Origin of the sequence: Bacteroides stercorirosoris, assembly GCF_900142015.1 — a bacterium.
In the GTDB taxonomy this organism is placed as follows: domain Bacteria; phylum Bacteroidota; class Bacteroidia; order Bacteroidales; family Bacteroidaceae; genus Bacteroides; species Bacteroides stercorirosoris.
The window spans coordinates 1-20,927 of sequence record NZ_FQZN01000055.1 but is presented as its reverse complement, the minus strand read 5'-3'; the positions used below and the strand labels follow the sequence as shown (position 1 = coordinate 20,927).

At 47.3% G+C, this 20,927-nt stretch carries 15 protein-coding genes; 1 reads left to right on the top strand and 14 read right to left on the bottom strand.

Annotation, left to right across the window (positions count from 1 at the left end; all coding sequences use genetic code 11):
- The first annotated feature begins 257 nt into the window (after window positions 1–257).
- Window positions 258–2,591, top strand: a complete 2,334-nt coding sequence (locus BUC01_RS23600; protein ID WP_025835263.1) for a glycoside hydrolase family 20 protein — start codon at window positions 258–260, stop codon at window positions 2,589–2,591.
- 4 nt (window positions 2,592–2,595) lie between these two features.
- Here BUC01_RS23600 and BUC01_RS23595 read toward each other — a convergent pair whose 3' ends face one another.
- The 14 genes from BUC01_RS23595 to BUC01_RS23530 all read right to left on the bottom strand — a co-directional run bounded on the left by BUC01_RS23595 (window position 2,596) and on the right by BUC01_RS23530 (window position 20,614).
- Complete coding sequence (locus tag BUC01_RS23595; protein ID WP_025835261.1) at window positions 2,596–4,083, bottom strand: MBOAT family O-acyltransferase; 1,488 nt, start codon at window positions 4,081–4,083, stop codon at window positions 2,596–2,598.
- On the bottom strand, window positions 4,064–5,041 hold the full coding sequence (locus BUC01_RS23590) for an SGNH/GDSL hydrolase family protein (protein WP_175560909.1): 978 nt from the start codon (window positions 5,039–5,041) through the stop codon (window positions 4,064–4,066). The genes BUC01_RS23595 and BUC01_RS23590 overlap by 20 nt, the downstream gene beginning before the upstream one ends.
- The gene (locus BUC01_RS23585) at window positions 4,995–6,368 is read right to left on the bottom strand and encodes an SGNH/GDSL hydrolase family protein (protein WP_025835256.1); all 1,374 of its coding nucleotides are present in this window, start codon (window positions 6,366–6,368) and stop codon (window positions 4,995–4,997) included. Before BUC01_RS23585 ends, BUC01_RS23590 begins: the two co-directional genes overlap by 47 nt.
- A 92-nt stretch (window positions 6,369–6,460) precedes the next feature.
- The gene (locus BUC01_RS23580; protein WP_007212108.1) at window positions 6,461–6,754 is read right to left on the bottom strand and encodes a PG0541 family transporter-associated protein; all 294 of its coding nucleotides are present in this window, start codon (window positions 6,752–6,754) and stop codon (window positions 6,461–6,463) included.
- A gap of 11 nt (window positions 6,755–6,765) precedes the next feature.
- Window positions 6,766–9,936 (bottom strand): efflux RND transporter permease subunit, encoded by a 3,171-nt coding sequence (locus tag BUC01_RS23575; RefSeq protein WP_073315077.1) that lies wholly within the window; start codon window positions 9,934–9,936, stop codon window positions 6,766–6,768.
- Window positions 9,937–10,047: 111 nt separating this feature from the next.
- Window positions 10,048–11,067: an efflux RND transporter periplasmic adaptor subunit gene (locus tag BUC01_RS23570; RefSeq protein WP_025835253.1), complete on the bottom strand. Its 1,020-nt coding sequence runs from the start codon at window positions 11,065–11,067 to the stop codon at window positions 10,048–10,050.
- A gap of 20 nt (window positions 11,068–11,087) precedes the next feature.
- Window positions 11,088–12,440 carry a TolC family protein gene (locus BUC01_RS23565; protein WP_073315076.1) on the bottom strand — a complete coding sequence of 451 codons (1,353 nt, stop codon included), beginning with the start codon at window positions 12,438–12,440 and terminating at the stop codon, window positions 11,088–11,090.
- A 34-nt stretch (window positions 12,441–12,474) separates the two neighbouring features.
- The gene (locus tag BUC01_RS23560) at window positions 12,475–13,134 is read right to left on the bottom strand and encodes a TetR/AcrR family transcriptional regulator (protein ID WP_025835251.1); all 660 of its coding nucleotides are present in this window, start codon (window positions 13,132–13,134) and stop codon (window positions 12,475–12,477) included.
- A gap of 168 nt (window positions 13,135–13,302) precedes the next feature.
- Window positions 13,303–14,799, bottom strand: a complete 1,497-nt coding sequence (gene hutH, locus BUC01_RS23555) for a histidine ammonia-lyase (RefSeq protein WP_025835249.1) — start codon at window positions 14,797–14,799, stop codon at window positions 13,303–13,305.
- Window positions 14,796–15,425 carry a cyclodeaminase/cyclohydrolase family protein gene (locus tag BUC01_RS23550; protein ID WP_073315074.1) on the bottom strand — a complete coding sequence of 210 codons (630 nt, stop codon included), beginning with the start codon at window positions 15,423–15,425 and terminating at the stop codon, window positions 14,796–14,798. Before BUC01_RS23550 ends, hutH begins: the two co-directional genes overlap by 4 nt.
- Before the next feature lie 45 nt (window positions 15,426–15,470).
- On the bottom strand, window positions 15,471–16,724 hold the full coding sequence (hutI, locus tag BUC01_RS23545) for an imidazolonepropionase (RefSeq protein WP_073315080.1): 1,254 nt from the start codon (window positions 16,722–16,724) through the stop codon (window positions 15,471–15,473).
- Between the two features lie 46 nt (window positions 16,725–16,770).
- A complete protein-coding gene (gene ftcD, locus BUC01_RS23540; protein ID WP_025835248.1) occupies window positions 16,771–17,670 on the bottom strand; it encodes a glutamate formimidoyltransferase in 900 nt (299 codons plus the stop codon).
- A 224-nt stretch (window positions 17,671–17,894) separates the two neighbouring features.
- The gene (locus BUC01_RS23535) at window positions 17,895–19,874 is read right to left on the bottom strand and encodes a urocanate hydratase (protein ID WP_025835245.1); all 1,980 of its coding nucleotides are present in this window, start codon (window positions 19,872–19,874) and stop codon (window positions 17,895–17,897) included.
- 113 nt (window positions 19,875–19,987) lie between these two features.
- Complete coding sequence (locus tag BUC01_RS23530; protein WP_025835244.1) at window positions 19,988–20,614, bottom strand: DUF6563 family protein; 627 nt, start codon at window positions 20,612–20,614, stop codon at window positions 19,988–19,990.
- Window positions 20,615–20,927: the final 313 nt, after the last annotated feature.

The following is a 20,927-nucleotide window of genomic DNA, read 5'->3' as shown; positions in this document are numbered from 1 at the left end:
CTGCGCAGGAACAAGTTTAAGAACGGGATGATGTTCACAAGGGCCACGGAGTTGTATCTGGAAGAGCACGGGATGACGGAACTTATACCGGAAGAAACGCTGCTGAAGAGTTATTTCCTGTGGGTGAAGAAGGTGGAAAGAAAATAGAAGAGTACATTTTTGTATAGTGCAGAATACAAAATTGCGCTAATTTTGTATTCTGTACTATACAAAATCGTATCTTTGTAAGGTACTTACTAATACTAATCAATTTTATGATGAAAAAACTTAACCACGCACTCCTCGCGGGTGCTCTTGCCTTGGCATGCACTTCGTGCAATAAAGAGCAAGAAGCCAACTATCAAGTAATACCTCTCCCCCAGGAGGTAAGTCTGACACAGGAAAAACCGTTCTGGCTGGACGGGGATGTTCTCATCGCCTATCCCGAAAACAATGCTTTGCTACAACGCAACGCAGAGTTCCTGTCGGAGTACATCCGGCAATCTACGGATTATGCACCGAAAACAAAAGCTATCGCGGCAGGCGAACAAGTGACAAATGCAATCACACTGGGACTCGACCCGGGCATTGCCAACAAAGAAGGCTATGTGCTGACCACCACCCCCGAAGGTATCAGCATCAACGGCCAGACTGAAAACGGAGTATTCTACGGTATTCAGACTTTGCGTAAATCCATCCCCGCCGAAGCCAAAGGAGCAACCATCCTGATACCGACAGGAGAAATTAAGGACGAACCGCGATTCCCGTACCGCGGCATGCACCTCGACGTAGGACGCCACTTCTTCCCCATCGAATTCATCAAGAAGTACATAGACCTGTTGGCACTTCATAATATGAATACTTTCCACTGGCATCTCACCGAAGACCAGGGCTGGAGAATTGAAATCAAGAAATATCCGAAACTAACAGAAATAGGCTCACAACGCAGCCGCACCGTAATCGGAAAAAATACGCAGGAATATGATAATACTCCGTATGGCGGTTTCTATACACAGGAAGAGGCTAAAGAAATCGTGAAATATGCACAGGAACGCTACATCACAGTAATTCCGGAAGTAGACCTGCCAGGGCACATGCTTGCCGCACTGGCTGCTTATCCCGAATTGGGATGTACGGGCGGTCCATACGAAGTGTGTCCGCGCTGGGGAGTATTTGAAGACGTGCTCTGCATCGGTAATGATAAAACCATGCAATTCCTGGAAGACGTAATGGGTGAAATCATCGAAATATTCCCATCGGAGTATGTACACATCGGTGGCGATGAAGCTCCGCGTGACCGCTGGAAAGAGTGTCCGAAATGTCAGGCGCGCATCAAAGCGGAAGGTCTGAAAGCGGATAAAAAACATACGGCAGAAGACCGCCTGCAAAGTTATTGCATGACGCGCATCGAGAAGTTCCTGAACAGCAAGGGACGCCGGATTATCGGTTGGGACGAAATTCTGGAAGGTGACGTAGCTCCCAATGCAACCGTAATGTCATGGCGCGGCATGGAAGGTGGCATCGAAGCCGCACAACTGGGACACGATGTTATCATGACACCAACCTCTTTCTGCTATTTTGACTATTACCAGACAGCAGACACACAGGATGAGCCGCTCGGTATCGGTGGCTACGTGCCCATTGAGAAAGTATATAGTCTGGAACCTGTGCCGGCAGCACTTACCAAAGAGCAAGGCAAGCACATTCTCGGTGCCCAGGCCAACTTATGGACAGAGTATATAGCCAGCACCGAACACGTGGAATACATGATATTGCCCCGTATGGCTGCCCTTGCCGAAGTGCAATGGACACAGCCCGAAAAGAAGGATTTCAAGGATTTCACCACACGTCTGGCCCGCCTGATGAAGTTCTATCAAAGAGACGGCTTCAACTATGCCAAGCATGTGTTCGACCTGAAAGCTGATTTCACGCCTGATACAGATAAGAAAGCGGTTGTAGTTACATTGAGTACCATTGACGACGCTCCTATTTATTATACATTGGATGGAACGGAGCCGGATAGTGCTTCACTGAAATATACAGAACCGATTGCCATTACTGAAACAGCAGATTTCCAGGCAGTGGTGATTCGCCCAGAAGGAAAGAGCAAAGTGGTGAGCAAGAAGATTTCTTTCAATAAGGCCACTTATTGCCCCATTGAACTGACGTTCCAGCCATCGGAAAAGTATAAATTCGGAGGTGCCGTCACTTTGGTGGATGGTATGAAAGGGAATGACAGCTATGCCACCGGTGCCTGGTTAGGTTTTGTAGGCGGCGATGTGGAAGCCATTATCGACCTGGGACAGGAAACGGAAATCAAGCGGGTGGCTACAAGTGCAGTAGTTGATATGAGTGCCTGGATTATGGGCAGCACGGGACTGGTGGTATCTGTATCTGATGATAATAAGGAGTTCCGCGAAGTAGCTTCAAAAGATATTCCGGCGGAAACAAATATAGATAAGAAAGGTGTGGAAAACTACGAGATCACTTTCGATCCGGTAAAAGCACGGTATGTGAAGGTGGTTATCAAACGTAGCCCCGCCCTGCCGAAGGGACATGCAGGTGAGGGCAAAGCGGCTTATATGTTCATTGATGAAATAGAAGTGGATTAAAAAATCAGAACTGGAAATAGATGAACGGCTGAATTTCCGTACTCTTCATCTGGATTACCAAGTAAATTAAAACAAGCATCAGTACCGCCTTTCCCGCAAGGGGGAGGCGGATTACTGTTTTACAGCAGGCATTCTCCCAACGGTCGGGGCAGAAATGCAGGATGAATCCTAATGCCATCAGGGCAAATACTTCCCAATAGCCTGCAATCAACTGCGGGAAAAGTTGCGGGCGGAAAGTGGTACAGATCTGCTTTATCATATCCAAGGAAGTGGAAAAGTCGGCATTGCGGAAGAATATCCAGCAGAAACAAACAAAATGGAACGTGATAAGTATGCCGAAGAAGCGGCGGATGCCGTGACTTTCTTCTCCCTTTTTCCGTCCGGTCAGGGTCATCCAGAATTTATGTGCAGCCAGAGCCACGCCATGGAATAATCCCCAAACTACAAAATTCCAGGAAGCGCCATGCCACAAACCGCCCAGAAACATGGTAATGATAAGGTTGGCATATTGCCGTATCTTTCCCTTCCGGTTTCCTCCCAAAGAGATATAAAGATAATCTTTCAGCCAACTGGAAAGTGAGATGTGCCAACGCCGCCAGAACTCGGTGATGGAAGCGGATTTGTAAGGTGAATCGAAGTTCTTGTTGAAGTGGAAGCCGAGCAGCAAGGCAATACCGATAGCCATATCGCTATAACCGGAAAAATCGCAATAGATTTGCAGGGCATATCCATAAACACCCATCAGGTTCTCTACTCCGGAATAGAGCGTAGGATTATCAAAAATACGCTCTACAAAGTTCACACTGATATAATCCGAAATAATCGCTTTCTTGAAAAGACCGCTTGCTATCAGGAATATTCCCCGCCCGAACATCTCGTGGGAGACAAACAGCGGACGGCGAATCTGCGGGATAAAGTCGCGGGCACGCACAATGGGTCCTGCCACCAACTGCGGGAAGAAGGAAACATAAAAAGCGTAGTCCAGCAAATTGGTCAGAGGGGTTATGTCTTTGCGATACACATCAATCGTGTAACTGAGCGATTGAAAAGTGAAGAATGAGATGCCCACAGGGAGGAATATATCATAATGATGAAACGTGCCGCCCACAAGCGAAGCAAAAACATCTCCCAGAAAATTGGTGTACTTGAAGTAACAAAGCAAACCGAGATTGATGAAAAGGCTCACCACTACCCACGTTTTACGTTGCCAGCCTACGGTACTGACCGCCATGAGACGGGCTATGAAGAAGTCCGCCACCGTGACAAGCGCCAACAGGAAAAAGTAAGTGCCGCTACTTTTATAATAGAAATAATAGGAGAACGCAGTTACAAACAGTAAACGTGCAGTCAGACGGCGTTGCAACAGCAGATATATCAGAATAAATGCTGCAAACAACCACAAGAAAATGCCGCTACTGAATATCATTGGCGCTTGCGGATCATACACAAATACATCACGCAGACGGTTGAAGTCAATATCCCACATAATCATTATAGGCTTTTAAAAGGGCTTGATAAAATAATTCTCCCTGCAATACGTATCCCTCAGGAAGATAGTGCACATGGTCCGGGCGCATCAGTCCGGCTTCCTGCCAGTTCAGGCAGGCACGTCTTCTTCCGCCCACAGCTTCGTACATATCCCACACGGCAAGTCCGTTATCATCGGCAAAGCGCCGTATAGTTTCCACGGCAATGGAAGTGCGGGGGTTGATGCTATACGTGCGGCGGCGACGGCTTTTCCGGAAACTGTCATAAGAACCGGGGGGTGTCGTCATCAGCAAAGGGACGCCCGGCAGGCTGTCGCGGAGCATACGCACCAATTCGTCCATCTGGCGGTAGTGAACCAGAGTATTGTAACGGCGGTTATGACTCTCGTTCGTCCCGAAAGAGAGAATAACGAGGTCGGGATGCAAGGCGGCAATTTCTGAGATGCGGTCGGGACGGGTAAAGGTGACGCAAAAGGCACCATTGATACCCTTATCTATATAGGAAACGGCACCGAAAGTTTCTGCCAGCAGTGTTCCGGTGGTGCGGGGAAGAATACGCCCACGGATATGACTGTCACCGACGTGTACGATACGGATGGTATCAGTAGAAAAGCCGGAGTGCAACAGGCGCAACTTCTCCCAGAAAGGGTTAAGGATGCCGAGACTATCCGTCAGTTCGTTGGCACCGGATTGCCGGAAGGCAGTCGGGAAAGCGATTTGAGGAATGGAAACAGTGTCCGTGCGCTGGGAATAGGAACGGAGGGTGTCACAATCTGCCGTGACTTTGCCGAGAAGGGGACAGGAAGGAATAGGATCCTGTGCACGGAGGGAAACAGTGCAGCATAAAAGAAAGGCGACAGTGAAAATAGCCTTCAGGGACGAAAAGTGAAGAGAGGCCGTGTCTAAAAAATAAACTTTATTCCGCTTCATAAGCCCTCCTCCTGTCGTACTGTTCCTTTCCATATACAAGCGCTTCATAAAGCAAACCTGCCAAGTGCTTACCTCCCCGGAAATTAATATGCGTATAGTCATAATTCGCCAAAGAAGGCTTGGCATGTACCAGATTTGCCATGCTTCCCTCTCCTCCCATCGCTTCGAACATATTCCAGAAAGCAATGTCGTTATCTGCCGCCAAGTTTTGTTGGTAACGCACCAGATTTTTAATACCGGGCATTGTGCGCAGGGTACCTTCTTCCGTCTTATAGTCCCGGTCACCCACGCTAACTATCAAAATACCTGCTTGTGGAAATGCGTCCTTCAAATGATCAATGGTGGTCTGCATACCTGCAATGTATTTGTCATAATTCCGTCCACGTTCAGTAGCAACGTTCAATCCGTATTGCAAGATAATCAGGTCATAAGGACGCTGCTCATTAAATTCATGCATCATCCATACAGGAATGGAGCGCAGAGTCAATCCCGAACTGCCACGCAACGAGAAGTTATCCAGAATAATCCCTTTTTTGCCATCCATAGCCAGACCATAAAATAAGGTAGAGTCCGCCTCATCAACTGTCCAACGGACAGAACCTACATTTCCATTCACCTGCATTTCCTGCAAGTCATCTGTAGCCAGAAAAGTACGGGTTTGCTTTTCACTCCGGTTGACATTCACAGAAAGGGTAACCTCCCCTTTGCTATAAAAGAAGATAGAAACCTGTTCACACGTATCCAAATGGGAAGCATATTTGTTTTGTCCTTTCAATTCCACATAAGCACCGGGACGTGGGACAAAGTAATGTCCGGAAATACCTTGCTTCTTGCGGTCAAAGAAAGTAGAGTCCATTACAGAATGGCTTTGCCAACCACCAAACGAATGGCGCACAGTAGGACGGAATCCGCTGGTCATGGAAGTAATGGTTACAAAACCTACTCCGCAACCACCATATTTGTCCTGCAACATATTGCGCAAATCCGCGGTAAGAATATCCGCTTCAATAAAAGAATCTCCGAAAACTGCAATACGTACCTGGCGGGGACGTTGTGCCAGTTCATCCAAAGCCCGATAAAAAGGTGTCATACCGCGCAGAGTTGAATCACTGTAGTCTTCAATGCACGTCATACCTGCACGACAAGTATCTACAAAAGCAGGTTTCACCTTTGGTGCAGGCGGAAGCAAACTGTCCGGTTCTTCCGTCAACTCTTTCTGAGTACGCACATCCCCCAACAAGTCCACACGCCTCATCACATGTTTGCCTACCGTAAAACCGGGCAGAAAGTACATCAGTAACAAGCCCGCCAATATAATCAATGCCCAAATGCATGTATATTTCAGATAATTCTTTTCCATATTGCCCATAAAGGAGTTGCAAAGATAGGGAAAAGACATAAAAAGAAAGGGAAATCTTCACGTTTTGTAAGATTTCCCTTTCTTCCTCACAACTATATCGTTTTCTCAATGTTCCAGACAAATGCCCGGAGACCGAGTTGTTGAGTCTCCTCGTCCATCCGATGGAGTGCATCGAGTAACGGGTCTACTTTAGCTTCGTCTACAATAGTAATAATAGCAGAACACATACTGGGCCATGCATGACTCCCATAGTGCGGCTCGCCCGTCTTACTGCCACGTCCCTGCACTTGCTGCCAATAGCTGAATCCACGACAACCCTGGCGATCAAGTAAGGCCATGATGCGCTCGAAGAACGCCTGGTCGAATGTTATAAATACGGATTTCATATCTTTTTGATTTATTGTTTTTTAGGTTTTGTCATCTTCTCCTTATGAGCCTGATAGTAATCATTCAGTTCACGGTCTTTCTTGATCTTGCGACGGTTACGCCTGATACCAACACCGGCAAACGAACAATAAAGCACGGGAACCAGGATCAGCGTCAAGATGGTAGATACCGTCAGACCACCGATTACAGCCACACCCAGCGGCCGCCACATCTCGGCACCTTCACCTTGCCCTACAGCCATCGGCACCATACCGAGGATAGTAGTCAGTGTAGTCATTAATACCGGACGCAGACGGCTACGGCCTGCCGTAACCACAGAGTGGAGTACTGCCATACCGCGCTCGCGACAGAGCGTGATGTAGTCGATCAGCACAATACCGTTCTTCACCACAATACCGATCAACATGATTCCACCCAACAAACTCATTACGTTCAAGTTGGTGCCCGTGAAGAAGAGAGCCATCAACACACCGCTGAATGCAAACGGAATGGAGAACATAATAATGAACGGATAACTCAAAGACTCAAACTGAGCGGCCATTACAATAAATACCAGAATGATAATCAGTACAGCCAGTGTACCCAGGTCGGCGAACGAATCCTGCTGATCCTCGTACGACCCTGAAATCTGGATAGAAATACCGCTCGGCAAGTCCATCTTATCAATAATAGCATTACCATCGGCTACCACATCGCCCAACGGAACTCCGGAAATAACGGCAGATACCGTCACAATACGTTCACGATCCTTACGCTCGATAGTAGGAGGAGCCGAACGCTCAACTACTTTACCAAGGTCCTTCACACGGATACCTTCACCGGAAGGTGTATAAATAAGGATATTCTCCAAATCTTCAATCTTTGTACGGAACTCAGGAGCATAACGTACACGGATATCGTACTCATCACCATCCTCACGATAATAGGAAGCCAAAGCTCCATTCACGCGATTACGCAGATAGCCGGAAGCAGTTGACAGATTCAGTCCATGTAATGCCAGTTTCTCACGGTCAAAGTCTACCTGATATTCAGGCTGGTAATCCTGACGGCTGATGTTTACCTCACTCACACCTTTTACATTCAGCAGTTTCTCTTTCAATTCGGCCGAAACTTTATCCGTAGCGGTAAAATCATAACCATATACCTCGAAGTCGGCACTAGCCTGGGCACTCATACCACCAGTACTACCACCAAGGATTACCTGCGCCTTGTCCAATTCGGGATAGGCCTTCAAGTCTTCACGCATCTCATCACAGACTGTTTCCAACTTGACTTTACGTTCCCCCGGACTCACCAAACTGATGTTAAAACTGATAATATGGCTACCATTGTCCTGCATGGAAGCAAAAGTATTATCCGAATCAGCCTGTCCTACAGTATAGTTACAAACTTTCATTACACCTTCGTAGCGTTTCATCCACTTATCTGTCAGTTCCGAAGCCAGTGCCTGGGCACGCTCTACACGAGCACCGATAGGAAGTTGCAACTTCACACCAATACGGCTATTATCAGCCGCCGGGAAGAATTCCGTACCAATATACTTGGCGCAGAACAAACTTGCCGCAAAGAAAGCAGCACAACCGATCATGATAGTAATACGATGACGCACTGCCCAGTTCAGACGATTCTGATACCACACATCAAGAGCATCGAGCCCGCGCTGAATCGGCTTATAGAAAGCGATGAACATCTTACTCTGCTTCTTCTGCAAGCGCAAGAGCTGTGCACACATCATCGGTGTAAATGACAAAGCCGAAATGGTAGAAACAGTCATGATCACGCACATCATCCAACCCAACTGGCGGAACAGCACACCGGACATACCGCTCACCATAGTCAACGGGAAGAATACCGCAATCATAGTCAGCGTAGAGGCTATAACGGAAATAGCCACCTCGTTCGTGGCATGAACTGCTGCTTGCTTCGGCTCAGACCCTCGTTCAATATGGGTCGTCACATTCTCAAGTACTACAATGGCATCATCCACCACATTACCGATAGCAATGGAGAGACAAGAGAGCGAAATAATATTCAGCGAACCACCGTCTATAATACCCAAATAGATGAATGAGGCTACCAATGACATCGGAATGGTGATACAGATAATAACCGTAGCACGCCAACGTCCCAGAAAAACAAACACTACCAGGATTACGAACAACATGGCGTACATGATAGTCTCCTCCAAACTATCGATGGTATTCAAAATGTTATCGGAAGTATTGACAATGATACCCAGTTTCACGTCACTCGGCAATGATTTCTGCAACTGCGGCAACATATCAATTACCTTCTGTGAAATAGCCACAGAGTTGGCACCGGATTGTTTCTGTACCACAATCATAGCGCCTTGCACACCATTACTATACGTCTTCTGCGCACGCTCTTCCACTGAGTCCACTATCTTTGCCACATCGCGCAGATAAACGGAAGCTCCGTTGTGCGTGCCCACCACAATGTTCGCCATCTCCTTGGGGTCCTTGAACTCTCCCTCTACACGGAGTGAATAGGTATTGTTTCCCACATCGAAGGTACCACCCGGAGTATTTCGGTTTTCAGCACTGATGATGGAACTGATGGTTTCCACTGAAAGGTTATAGGCATCCAGTTTGTTAGGGTCACAATAAACATTTACCTCACGCTTGGGTGCACCGGAGATAGACACCGTACCCACCCCCGGCACACGTGCCAGCGGATTCACGATGTTGTCATCCAATATTTTATAAAGTGCCGGCTGACTTTCTTCCGCCTGAACGGAGAGCAACAGGATAGGAATCATGTCCGTACTGAACTTAAAGATAATAGGCGTCTCCACCTCATCAGGAAGCTGAGAGCTTACCATATCCAGTTTATCGCGTACATCATTCGTCAACACATCTATATCATATCCATATTCAAACTCCAGTGTAATCACAGAAATGTTTTCTGAAGATCTGGAAGTAATATGTTTCAGGTTGCTGACAGAGTTCAGCGTATTTTCTAACGGACGGGTCACATTGTTCTCAATATCCGACGCACTAGCTCCCGCATAGGAAGTCATCACCATGATGGTGTTGGTCTCGATATCCGGATAAAGGTCTACCGGCAATTTTGACAAAGAGAACAGACCAAATATCGCTACTGCCAAAAAGCAGAGCGAGGTCATAATCGGTTTTTTAACCGCTCCTTCGTATAAACTCATATTGTCTTTTTTAATTAAGAATGAAGAATGAAGAATGAAGAATTACCTGGCGGCGTACTTTCACAGCACAACCAAATTCCTCATTCTTAATTCTTAATTCTTCATTTATAATTATTTCTCTACTTCCACTTCTACCCCATCAGCCAACTTGGACTGTCCTGCAATGACTACCTGCGAGTTGTTATCCACACCGGAAATCAACTCATATTCCGTATCCATACGACGTCCCAGTTCCACTTTGTTATAAGAAACTTTCCCATCCTTATATACATAAACATAGCGGTCGCCGGAACCGGCACGTTTTACGATAGCCAAATCGGGCACAACTACGTGATCCTGCGTTCCGAAGTTCAACGTTACACGGGCAAACATACCCGGACGGACTTTCTGGTCGCGATTAGTCAAACGCACTTCAACAGGGAAAGTACGGGTATTCGGATCAATGGTCGGATAAACCAGATTTATCGTTCCTTCAAACTCTTCGTCGCCATACACATCTACTTTAACAGCTACGGGAGCCCCCTTCTTTACTTTCGCAAAGTAGCCTTCGGAAACGTTGATCATCAATTTCACCGGAGTGATCTGTTCCACTACCAACACCGGATTTCCACCACTATACATATCGCCGTTATCGTAATTACGAGCCGTTACCACACCATTAATGGGGCTGAGTAATGCGGTATTTTCCAACAGATTCTTATACGTAGTCTTCTGTACGTCCAATGCCATCTTGGCTGCATCCCATTCGGATTTGGAAGTACCGCCTACCTTATATAATTCGTCGGTACGCTTGAACTCTATTTCCTGATTATCCAGACGGAACTTAGCTTGCTTCAGGCTGGCAGCGTCCATCTGTACCAATTTCTGCCCCTTAGTTACACGGTCACCCACTTCCACAAATATCTGGTCAATACGCACCGGGGAAGAAGGAGCAATATTGTTTTTCACTTCTGCCTGAACAGTAGCGGTATATTCCTGAATCTGGTCTACAGGACGTGCGGTCACAGAGGCCAGTTTAACTCTCGGTTTTTCATCTACCTTCTCGGCTGTAGCCTTGTCTTTCTCTCCACCACTGCATGAGCTCAGCAGAACAACTGCCACTAAGGCAATCAATTGAATACTTTTTTTCATATCGTTGTGATTTTTCTTTTTTACTTATTAATTAAATAGTCGCGACCCAAAACCTGGTCAAGATCAGCCTTAGATACCAGATAGTCGTAAATAGATTGATTATACGTCAGTTCAGCCTGAGTTAATGATACTTGTGAACTGTTCAGTTCCAACACTGTACCTTTACCTACTTCGTAGCGTTTACCGGCTATTTCCACAGCCTTCTGGGCCTGCATTACATTCTCTTTATTACTTACCACTTGCTCTGAACTTGCTGCCATATTATTCTGGTAGCTGGTAATCTGCATGTTCAGTTTACGCTCCGTATCCGTGCGGTTTTCCTTTAACTGATTGATTTGAATTCGTGCGGTCTTCAGTTTCGTAAAGTTACTGGCTTTGTAAAGAGGAATATTCAGGGTAAACACCAAAGCTGAACTTCCGCCCCAATTATAGTCGAACACATTCCAGTTATTATTATACAATGACTGGTATTGATAAGAATAGTTCATTCCCAGTGTCGGCATGAAGTTTGTCTTCAGGGACTTCAGACTCTGATTGAGCATCTTCATGTTCAGGTCGAATTGCTTCATTGTGGTATTGTTCACCAAACCTTCATTCAGTTCATTCAACTGGTTAGCAAACAAATCGGTCTCATAATTAGCCAGATTATCGGCAATCTTGAGATCAAAATCTTCCGTTATCCCCATCAGTACTTTCAGCTGAAGTTTGGATAAAGTTACGGCATTACCCGCTGAAATGACATTCGGCTTCACACTACGCATCTGTACTTCAGCGCTAATCTTATCAAATTCGCTGACAGCTCCCTGCTGGTATTTTGCATTAACCACGTTATAATTGTCTTCCGCCAATTTATAACTCTTCTGCAAAACCTCATAAGAATCTTGCGCCAGCATCAACTGATAATACGCTTTAGTAACCTGGTTCACCAGATCCTGCTTAGAAGCACGGGATTTTTCTACCGCCAATTCTATGTCGGTTTTCGTCATAGACATTGCTTTGTAGACCGAAGGAGCAAATAACGGTAAGCTGATATTCAAAGTTCCACTTACGGTATTCGAATCGTCCTGCCCCATTTTGAAAGACTGGCCTCCGAGATTCATCTGGGCTGCCGTAATCGTATGGTTCCATGTTCCGCCAATACTGGCTTCTGGCAACAAACTCTGCCAAGTTTCCTTGTTAGCCACCTTTTTCAGGGCTATTTCCTCTTCAGCCACCTTTATGGTCGGATTATCGCTGAGTGCAATTTCCAGTGCTTTGTCGAGGGTCAAGGTTAGGGTTTCTTTTGTTTCCTGTGCTTGCACGGAGCCTACAGCCCACGCCAAAACCACAGTCAACATCATCTTTTTGCCTACTAAAATTAGTTGTCTGTCCATAAAAAATCAATCTATATGTTTAAAGATTATTTGGTCATTCCGAACCGGTTTGTCGCTTCTGCCGATACTCCTGAATGAATTCTTCCAGTTTCCGGGCTCCTTTCTCTGTCGAAATCCCCCGAAGGTAGGTGAACATGATGGACTCATACACTTCGAGGAAAGAATACTCTTTGCAAAGGTCTGTATTCATCAACAAGTCGAGCTGTTCGCGCACCAACAGGTTTACAATAGAAAAATTAACATCATCGCGGAAGTAGCCTTGCTTTATACCTAATTTAAAGAAAGCAATTGTCTCTTCAGAGTCACGGTTACGACGTTTTATCAACATATCATATACCTTGGGGTATTTCTTGATATCTTCAAAGAACTTTTTATTCGTATTATGGAACTTCTCAATGCTCCTTTGATAGAGCTTTAACAAAACTTCCAGTACATTAGAGGCTTTTTCGTAGACTTCCTTCACATACGCATCCCCCTCGTCCTGAGCCTTTCGAAGACATTCCATCAGTAAGGTTTCTTTATCAGCAAAGACTTCATATAAAGTACGTTTGGAGATGCCTAATGCTGCCGCAATGTCATCCATCGTAATGCTTTTGATACCGTGGGTAGCAAAAGATTCCAGAGCAGTATCAACGATACGCTCCCGTAACTCCAACCTCGAAGGGGTTTCTTTCATGTTGTCGCCCGTTTTCATTCTATTGTATCTTTAGATTTTTAGATTTCAAGCAGAGGAATGTCCTCTTTCGGAATAAAACTGGGCAAATATAGAAAGAAAACTCAATCCAATGATTGAGTTTTCTTATTAGGTTCGCTATATTAATATTTATTAAAGATATAGCATATTTATTGGGAAGAATAGCGATTAGTAATCGAACTTTGTGCGGTTCAGGAAAGCAACTGTCTTATGAATCTCTTTGTACATGACGATATCGTCTTTAATAAAAGGGACTTCCTTGCGATATTCGTGCAGGAAGCGCTCCAAGGCCGGAGAGGTTTTCAGAGGACGACGGAACTCGATGCCTTGGGCGGCATTCATCAGTTCGATAGAAAGGATGTGTTCCAGATTGTCCATGATGCGATACAACTTGGTAGCAGCATTGGCTCCCATACTGACATGGTCTTCCTGTCCGTTGGAGGACACGATAGAGTCGCTGCTGGCGGCATAGCAATACATCTTATTCTGACTGACCATAGAGGCGGCAGCATATTGCGGTATCATGAAACCGGAATTCAGACCGGGATTGGCAACCAGAAATTCGGGCAAGCCACGCAAACCCATGATTAGCTGTGCCACACGGCGTTCGGAGATATTGCCCAGTTCGGCAAGGGCGATACCGAGGAAGTCGTAGGAAATAGCGAGCGGCTGGCCGTGGAAATTACCGCCGGAAATGATACGGTCTTCATCGGGGAAGATGGTAGGATTGTCCGTTACGGAATTGATTTCGGTCAGCAGGACGGAGGAGACATAACGGATGGCATCTTTCGTAGCACCATGTACCTGAGGTATGCAACGGAAAGAGTACGGATCTTGTACATGTGCCTTGTGCCGGGCTATGATTTCACTGCCTTCCAGGAGTTTACGGAAGTTATTACCTGTCTCGATTTGCCCCTGATGGGGACGGATTTGCTGGATGCAATCCATGAAAGGATCGATGCGTCCATCAAAAGCCTCGAGGGAAAGAGCGGCAATAAGGTCGGCTTTCTTGGAAAGACGGAAGGCTTTCAGGATGGCAAATACGCCGTTGGCACTCATGAACTGCGTACCGTTGAGCAGGGCCAGCCCTTCCTTACTCATGAGTTTCACCGGTTCCCAACCAAATTCATCGAGGACGCTGATAGCTTCGCGCTTCTTACCTTTATAATAGACATCGCCCACACCGATAAGCGGCAGGAAGAGATTGGCAAGGGGAGCCAGGTCGCCGGATGCACCGAGTGAGCCGCGGTCGTAGACGATTGGCATCACATCGTTGTTGAAGAAATCAAGAATGCGCTGCACGGTAATGACTTGCACACCGCTATGTCCCAGGGAAAGGGCATGAGCTTTCAGCAGCATCATCAGTTTGACAATAACGGGACGTATTTCTTCGCCGACACTGCAAGCATGGCTCTTAATCAGATTTTCCTGCAAGGTGCCCAGCTCATCGGGGGAAATATTTTTGCTACACAGGGAACCGAAGCCTGTGGTGATGCCGTAGAGGGGTTCTTCGGACTCGGCTATCTTATGGTCGAGGTAGTCGCGACATTTCTGTATCCGCTCCTTGGCTTCGGGAGCCAGTTCCAGTTTCAGGTTTTCGTTAATGATACGTTCGATGATGTCGAATGTGAGTTCACCGGACCCTATATGATAGACATTTTTCATACTCTTAATTCTTGGTTAATGGCGTCCAACACTTCTTTTTCGCGTTCACAAGTCTGGCGTTCCAGTATGTCGGCTTCCCTTTGCAGGTCATCGGCAAAGGCTTTGTCCTTGATGGAACCCAGATTGATGCGGACATTCAACAAAGCACCCAGCACGGCAGTGCGGGCGGACATCAGGGCTACGCAAGCATCAGTCACGGCATTTTGGTTTCCGAGGCGGGCGACATCGGTAATGACGGACATCAGTTCATAGGCATTGCGGGCCACCTGCATGGGGACGAGGGCGGCATGCTTGGTGGCTTCCTGGATGGCGGCGCTGCGGGCGGCTTTCTCTTCATCGGTGGCTTTAGGCATCTTGAAACAGGCAAACACGGCATCGTAGGCTTCCGAGTCACGGTCTATATCGGCAATGAAAACATCTTTCTCTTTCATGGCAAGGGAGGCAATGTGGTTCATCAGTTCCTCGTGTCCTTCGTAATTCTTCTTGCCGATGGTGAGGTTGGCAACCATAGCGGTGAGTGCCGAAGCTACGGCGCCGTTCAGGGCAGCAATGCTTCCACCGCCGGGGACGGGGTCATTGCCCGCCACTTTATTCAAAAAGTCTTTTACAGTTAATTCAACTAACATGGTATTTTTCTTTTAATGGTTATCGATTGTGTTTTCTTTCAGAAGTTATAGCACGGGATAAATCACTCCTTCCTTAATGGTAGTATTAACGCAATTCATACCTACATAGTAAGGTAGAAAATGATAGTTATCCGTATTCAGCACCACGAAGTCCCCTTTCTTGCCCACTTCAATACTTCCGATGCTGTCCGCACGGTTCAGGGCGGCGGCACCGTTCAGGGTGAGGGCGGTGATGGCTTCTTCGATGGTTAGTTGCATATAGATGCATGCCAGGGCAAAGGTCAGCGGAATGGAACCGGAGAAGCAACTGCCGGGATTGAGGTCGGTGGCAAGGGCTACGGCACAGCCGGCATCTATCATTTCGCGGCCACGGGCGTAGTTTTCTTTCAGGGCGAAAGCCGTCAGGGGAAGCAGGGTTGCCACGGTTCCGGCATCCCTCATGGCACGAATACCTTCATCGGATGCGTGCAACAGGTGGTCGGCAGAAACCGCGGAGAGTTCCGCAGCCAGTTCGGCACCGCCCAACGGGACAATTTCGTCGGCATGGAGTTTCAGCCCAAGACCGTATTCTTTGGCGGCTTGCAACAGACGGCGGGATTGCTCTACGGAGAAAACGCCTTGTTCGCAGAAGACATCGCAGAACTCGGCAAGCTCGCCTTTTGCCACACAAGGCAGGACGTCGCGGATGATGAAATCGATGTATTCGTCCGTACGCCCCCGGTATTCTTCGGGCACGGCATGTGCGCCCAGGAAGGTGGAAACGATGTCTACCCGTTTATGCTCGTCATTGTTCAGGCTGCGCATGACTTTGAGTTGCAGAAGTTCCGTGTCTTTGTCAAGTCCGTAACCGCTTTTACCCTCTACGGTGGTGACACCCATAGCGCTCATTTGTTTCAGGAAACTTTCGGCTTTGGAGCGAAGCTGGATAAAATTGCATTCGCGGGTAGCCTTTACGGTACTCACAATGCCTCCACCACGTTCCATAATGGACATGTAGCTTTCACCTTTCAGCCGCCAGGAGAATTCTTCGGCACGTTCGCCACCGAAAACAAAGTGTGTATGCGAGTCGACGAAACCGGGCAACAGGCATTTGCCACGGGCATTGTAGTGCCAGTAGCGTTGGTAATATCCGTCGCGGCTCTCGCCCCGGGAGGGACCGACGTAGGAAATGATACCGTCGGTCACTTCTATCGTAGCATTGTCGATGATGCATAGCTCGCCCATTTCCTTGCCACAACGGGCGGAAAAACCGATAGGCGTCACGACACGTGCATTGAAGATTATCAGGTTTTCAGTCATATTGAAAAACTTTATTTGTGTAATCTGTATAAATTGGTGTCTTACCTTATTCTTCCATAATCCGCGCTTCAAGCACTTGTTGCATAGAGAAATTCTCTAAACCAAGATAATAGGAAGCAGTATCAATGAGCGCCTCCATCGGAACGAGGCCGATAATTTCGCTGCCCACGATGCTCACTCCATAACGTTGCGCTTCAATGCGGGTTAGTTCGAAAGCACGGTAAAGGGCGGTGCGGGTGTAGTCCGTCATATTGATGGATACTTGCGTGATGCCGCGGTCCTTCAACTCTACCCCCATTGCCTTGCAATAGCGCAGACCACCGCCGATAAAACGGATTTTCTTGGCAATGTCGTGGGCAATGTCCAGATTGGGAGTGTTGAGGTTGATGTTATAAGCCACCAAAGGCATACGGGCACCGACGGCAACTGTTCCGGCAGTCGGATGACGCTCGGCAGGTCCGAAATCGGGTTGCCATTCGGGGAGTTTTATCTTTTCCGCCATGCCTTCGAACTCGCCTTTACGCACAGCGGCAAGGTTTTCGCGATGGGGGGCGGAAGCGGATTTCTCATACAGGAAAACCGGAAGGTTGTAGCGTTTAGCCACCTCGGCACCGACTTCTTTGGAGAGGGCGATGGCTTCTTCCATCGTTACGTTCTTGATGGGGATGAAAGGAACTACATCGACAGCACCCATGCGGGGATGTTGACCGGTGTGGTGATTAAGGTCGATGAGCTGAACGGCAATACCGATAGCTTCGAGGACGGCATCGCGGAGCGGTTCGGGCTCGCCTACCACGGTAACGACCAGACGGTTATGGTCTTCGTCATTGCTATAATCCAGGAGTTTCACACCCGGTTTTCCACGGAAAGGTGATATGATTTGGTCTATTTTCTGCAAGTCACGTCCCTCACTGAAATTGGGGACACATTCAACGATTTTATTCATATTGGTTTTCTATTTTGAGTGTTATTTCTTTAATAATAATCTGGGAACATTCAGCTCATATTCTCGTAGTATCTTCATTCCCCTCCTCCGGGGAGGAAGGGTACCGGAGGGCGGGGTGGTAGGTTAAAAAAGTAATCCTTATATATTAAGTAATCTGTGGTTTACCTACCACCTCCCCCCGTTGGGGTACTCCTCCTCCCGGGAGGAGGAGAATGGAGATAGTACTATCTTATATATTTATTAACCAGTTCGTCATCCGCCACATACGGCATTGTGATATGGTAACCGTCAGCATGTGTCCGGTTGAACTCTTCGCTCGTCTCCATCGCATGCTCATTTCGTGCCCACGAACGGCGTGCCACACCGCCCATCACGTCCCAAAGCATTGCCGAACGGAGTATCTCGTCCACCCGCTCGCTGCCATCGCACACCATACCGAAGCCGCCGTTAATCGCCTTTCCGATGCCGACACCACCGCCATTATGCAATGCCACTAGACTCATTCCCCGCGCACAGTTTCCGGCAAAACACTGCACAGCCATATCTGCCATGACATTACTGCCGTCTTTTATATTCGAAGTTTCCCGGAAAGGAGAATCCGTACCGCTGACATCGTGATGGTCACGTCCCAGCATGATTGGCCCGACTTCGCCATTGCGCACCATTTCGTTAAATTTCAGTGCTATATTCATACGTCCCACCGCATCCTGATAGAGAATGCGTGCCTGCGTACCCACCACAAGGTTATTCTTTTCCGCATTGCGTATCCAGTTGTAATTATCCAAATCCTGTCCGCGCCGGTTCGGGTCGATACATTCCATAGCGGCATGGTCGGTCTTTATTAAATCTTCATGCTTGCCACTCAGGCACACCCAACGGAATGGTCCGTAACCATAGTCGAAAAGCTGCGGCCCCATAATGTCTTCCACATAGCTGGGGAAAATAAAGCCGTTCTTGTCATCCCCTTCTTTGGCAATCTCCCGGACTCCGGCATCGTAGATGGCTTTCATAAAGGAGTTGCCATAATCAAAGAAATAAGTTCCACGCTCCACAAGTGCTTTTATCGCACGGAAGTGACGTACCAACGATTCATCCACCAGCCCGCAGAATTCTTGCGGATTTTCATGCAGCAGGTTCGTACGTTCCTCAAATGTCAATCCCACCGGACAATAACCGCCTTCGTAAGCAGCGTGGCAGGAGGTTTGATCAGAAAGTAAATCAATATGTATAGTTTGATTTACGGCATATTCCAGCAAATCGACAATATTACCATGATAGGCAATGGAGATAGGCCGCTTGCCATCCATCGCTTCGCGAGCCAGTGAAAAGGCATCGGAAATGGAATCTGTGACGTGTCCCACCCAACCTTGCCGGTGACGGGTTTCAATACGGGACATATCCACCTCAGCAATAATAGAAGCCGCTCCCGCCATCTCCGCCGCTTTGGGCTGGGCACCGCTCATGCCTCCCAAACCGGAAGATATAAATAGGTGTCCTTGCAAATTACCTCCCTGGGGAATACCGAGTTTCATGCGTCCTGCATTCAGAAGTGTATTGAAAGTGCCGTGCACAATACCTTGCGGGCCAATATACATCCAGCCTCCGGCAGTCATCTGCCCGTAATTGGCAACACCCATCTGCATGGCGACGTGCCAGTCTTTCTGGTTATCGTAAAGGCCTACCATCATGGCGTTCGTAATAATGACGCGCGGCGCTTCGGGCTTGGAACGGAACAGCCCCAACGGGTGTCCGCTCTCGATAACGAGTGTCTGGTCTTGCGTCAGCACTTCGAGATATTGCTTGATAAGACGGTATTGCATCCAGTTCTGGCATACCTGTCCCGTCTCACCGTATGTGACAAGCTCGTAAGGATAGAGGGCAATATCAAAACAAAGATTATTGTCAATCATTACCTGGAATGCTTTGCCTTCGATGCAATTCCCCTTATACGCATCGATAGGTTTTGCCTTAAGGTCGCCCTGTGGACGGTATCGGTAGCCATAGATGCGCCCGCGTGTGCGAAGCTCTTCCATGAACTCCGGGGCAAGGGTTTCATGTAATTCTTTGGGAATATAGCGCAATGCGTTCTTCAACGCCGTGGCCGTCTGTGCAGGCGAAAGAGTAAAACCACGGTCGGGAGCCCGCCGGATACCCTCAACGAAAGTAGGGTAAGGGGGCAATGTGTTACTTAGGGTTATTTCCATAACATGCAGGATGAAAGGTTACAAAATGTCATCAGTTTACTTCCGTAAGCTGCCGCAATATAGAAATAAATCCCGATATCAGCAAAGGATACCGGGATTTATTTATCATTTCGTCATTTCAATTGCAGTAGGTACTTGCCTGTGACTTCCGCCCTCTCACTATCTTCTTTGAGAAAAGCTTCCAGAAGTTCCGGCTCATTCTTCAGCAGAAGCAACATCTTGTCTTTTCCTACGAACTCTACTTTTCCTGTCTCCGGATTCAGTTCATAGTAGACACGCGCATTCACCAGTCCCGACGCGGCAATAGCTGTGCCCACATCTCCACCGAGCTTCGTGGCATCAGCAGGCTGAGTAGTACTTGCCGCCACAGAGCCTACAGGCTGCGCGTAGAAATAAATCTTTCCTTGCACCCACATGGCAGGCGCATACCAGCCTCCAAAACGAAAACGTTTATAACGAACCTTTTTACAGTTGACATATAACGCCGAGTCCGACTTCACCGCATAACAGCGGGATTTCAAATATCGGCAGAGACCGGGATTTTCATCCACCGAGATGCGATAATCAGCTCCCCCCATCAGCAAAATCTGATTCTTAGAGCGCTTCTCAATCTTCAACGTGGAGAGTGTGTCGCCACGGTCTTCCACCAGTTCCTTCAAATTGGCATATATCACATGTTGGGCGCTTCCATGCAAAGCAACCAATAAACAGAATATGCCTAATAACCACCACCTTTTCATACCGCAAGTTTTTCTTTCTAAAACACTCTTATTTGAGCGAAAGTTACATTATTTATCCAAGAAGAACAAATAAATGAAAGAAAAAGTGGAGATAGCGGAAATAAATGTCTCCGATTATTTCCAGCAGAAGCCTTCTTTACCCAGTATATGCATTAGACAGAATAATAACAAAAAGGGAAATAGCATAGGCTTTACATTATCAACGCATTACAAGGATACTGTAGTGTACTGAATAAGTTGACACTTCTTAATCCACTAAAAAAGATGGAAAAAGGAAAAAAGAAGTACAACTTGTACAGCGATTCAGATCGAA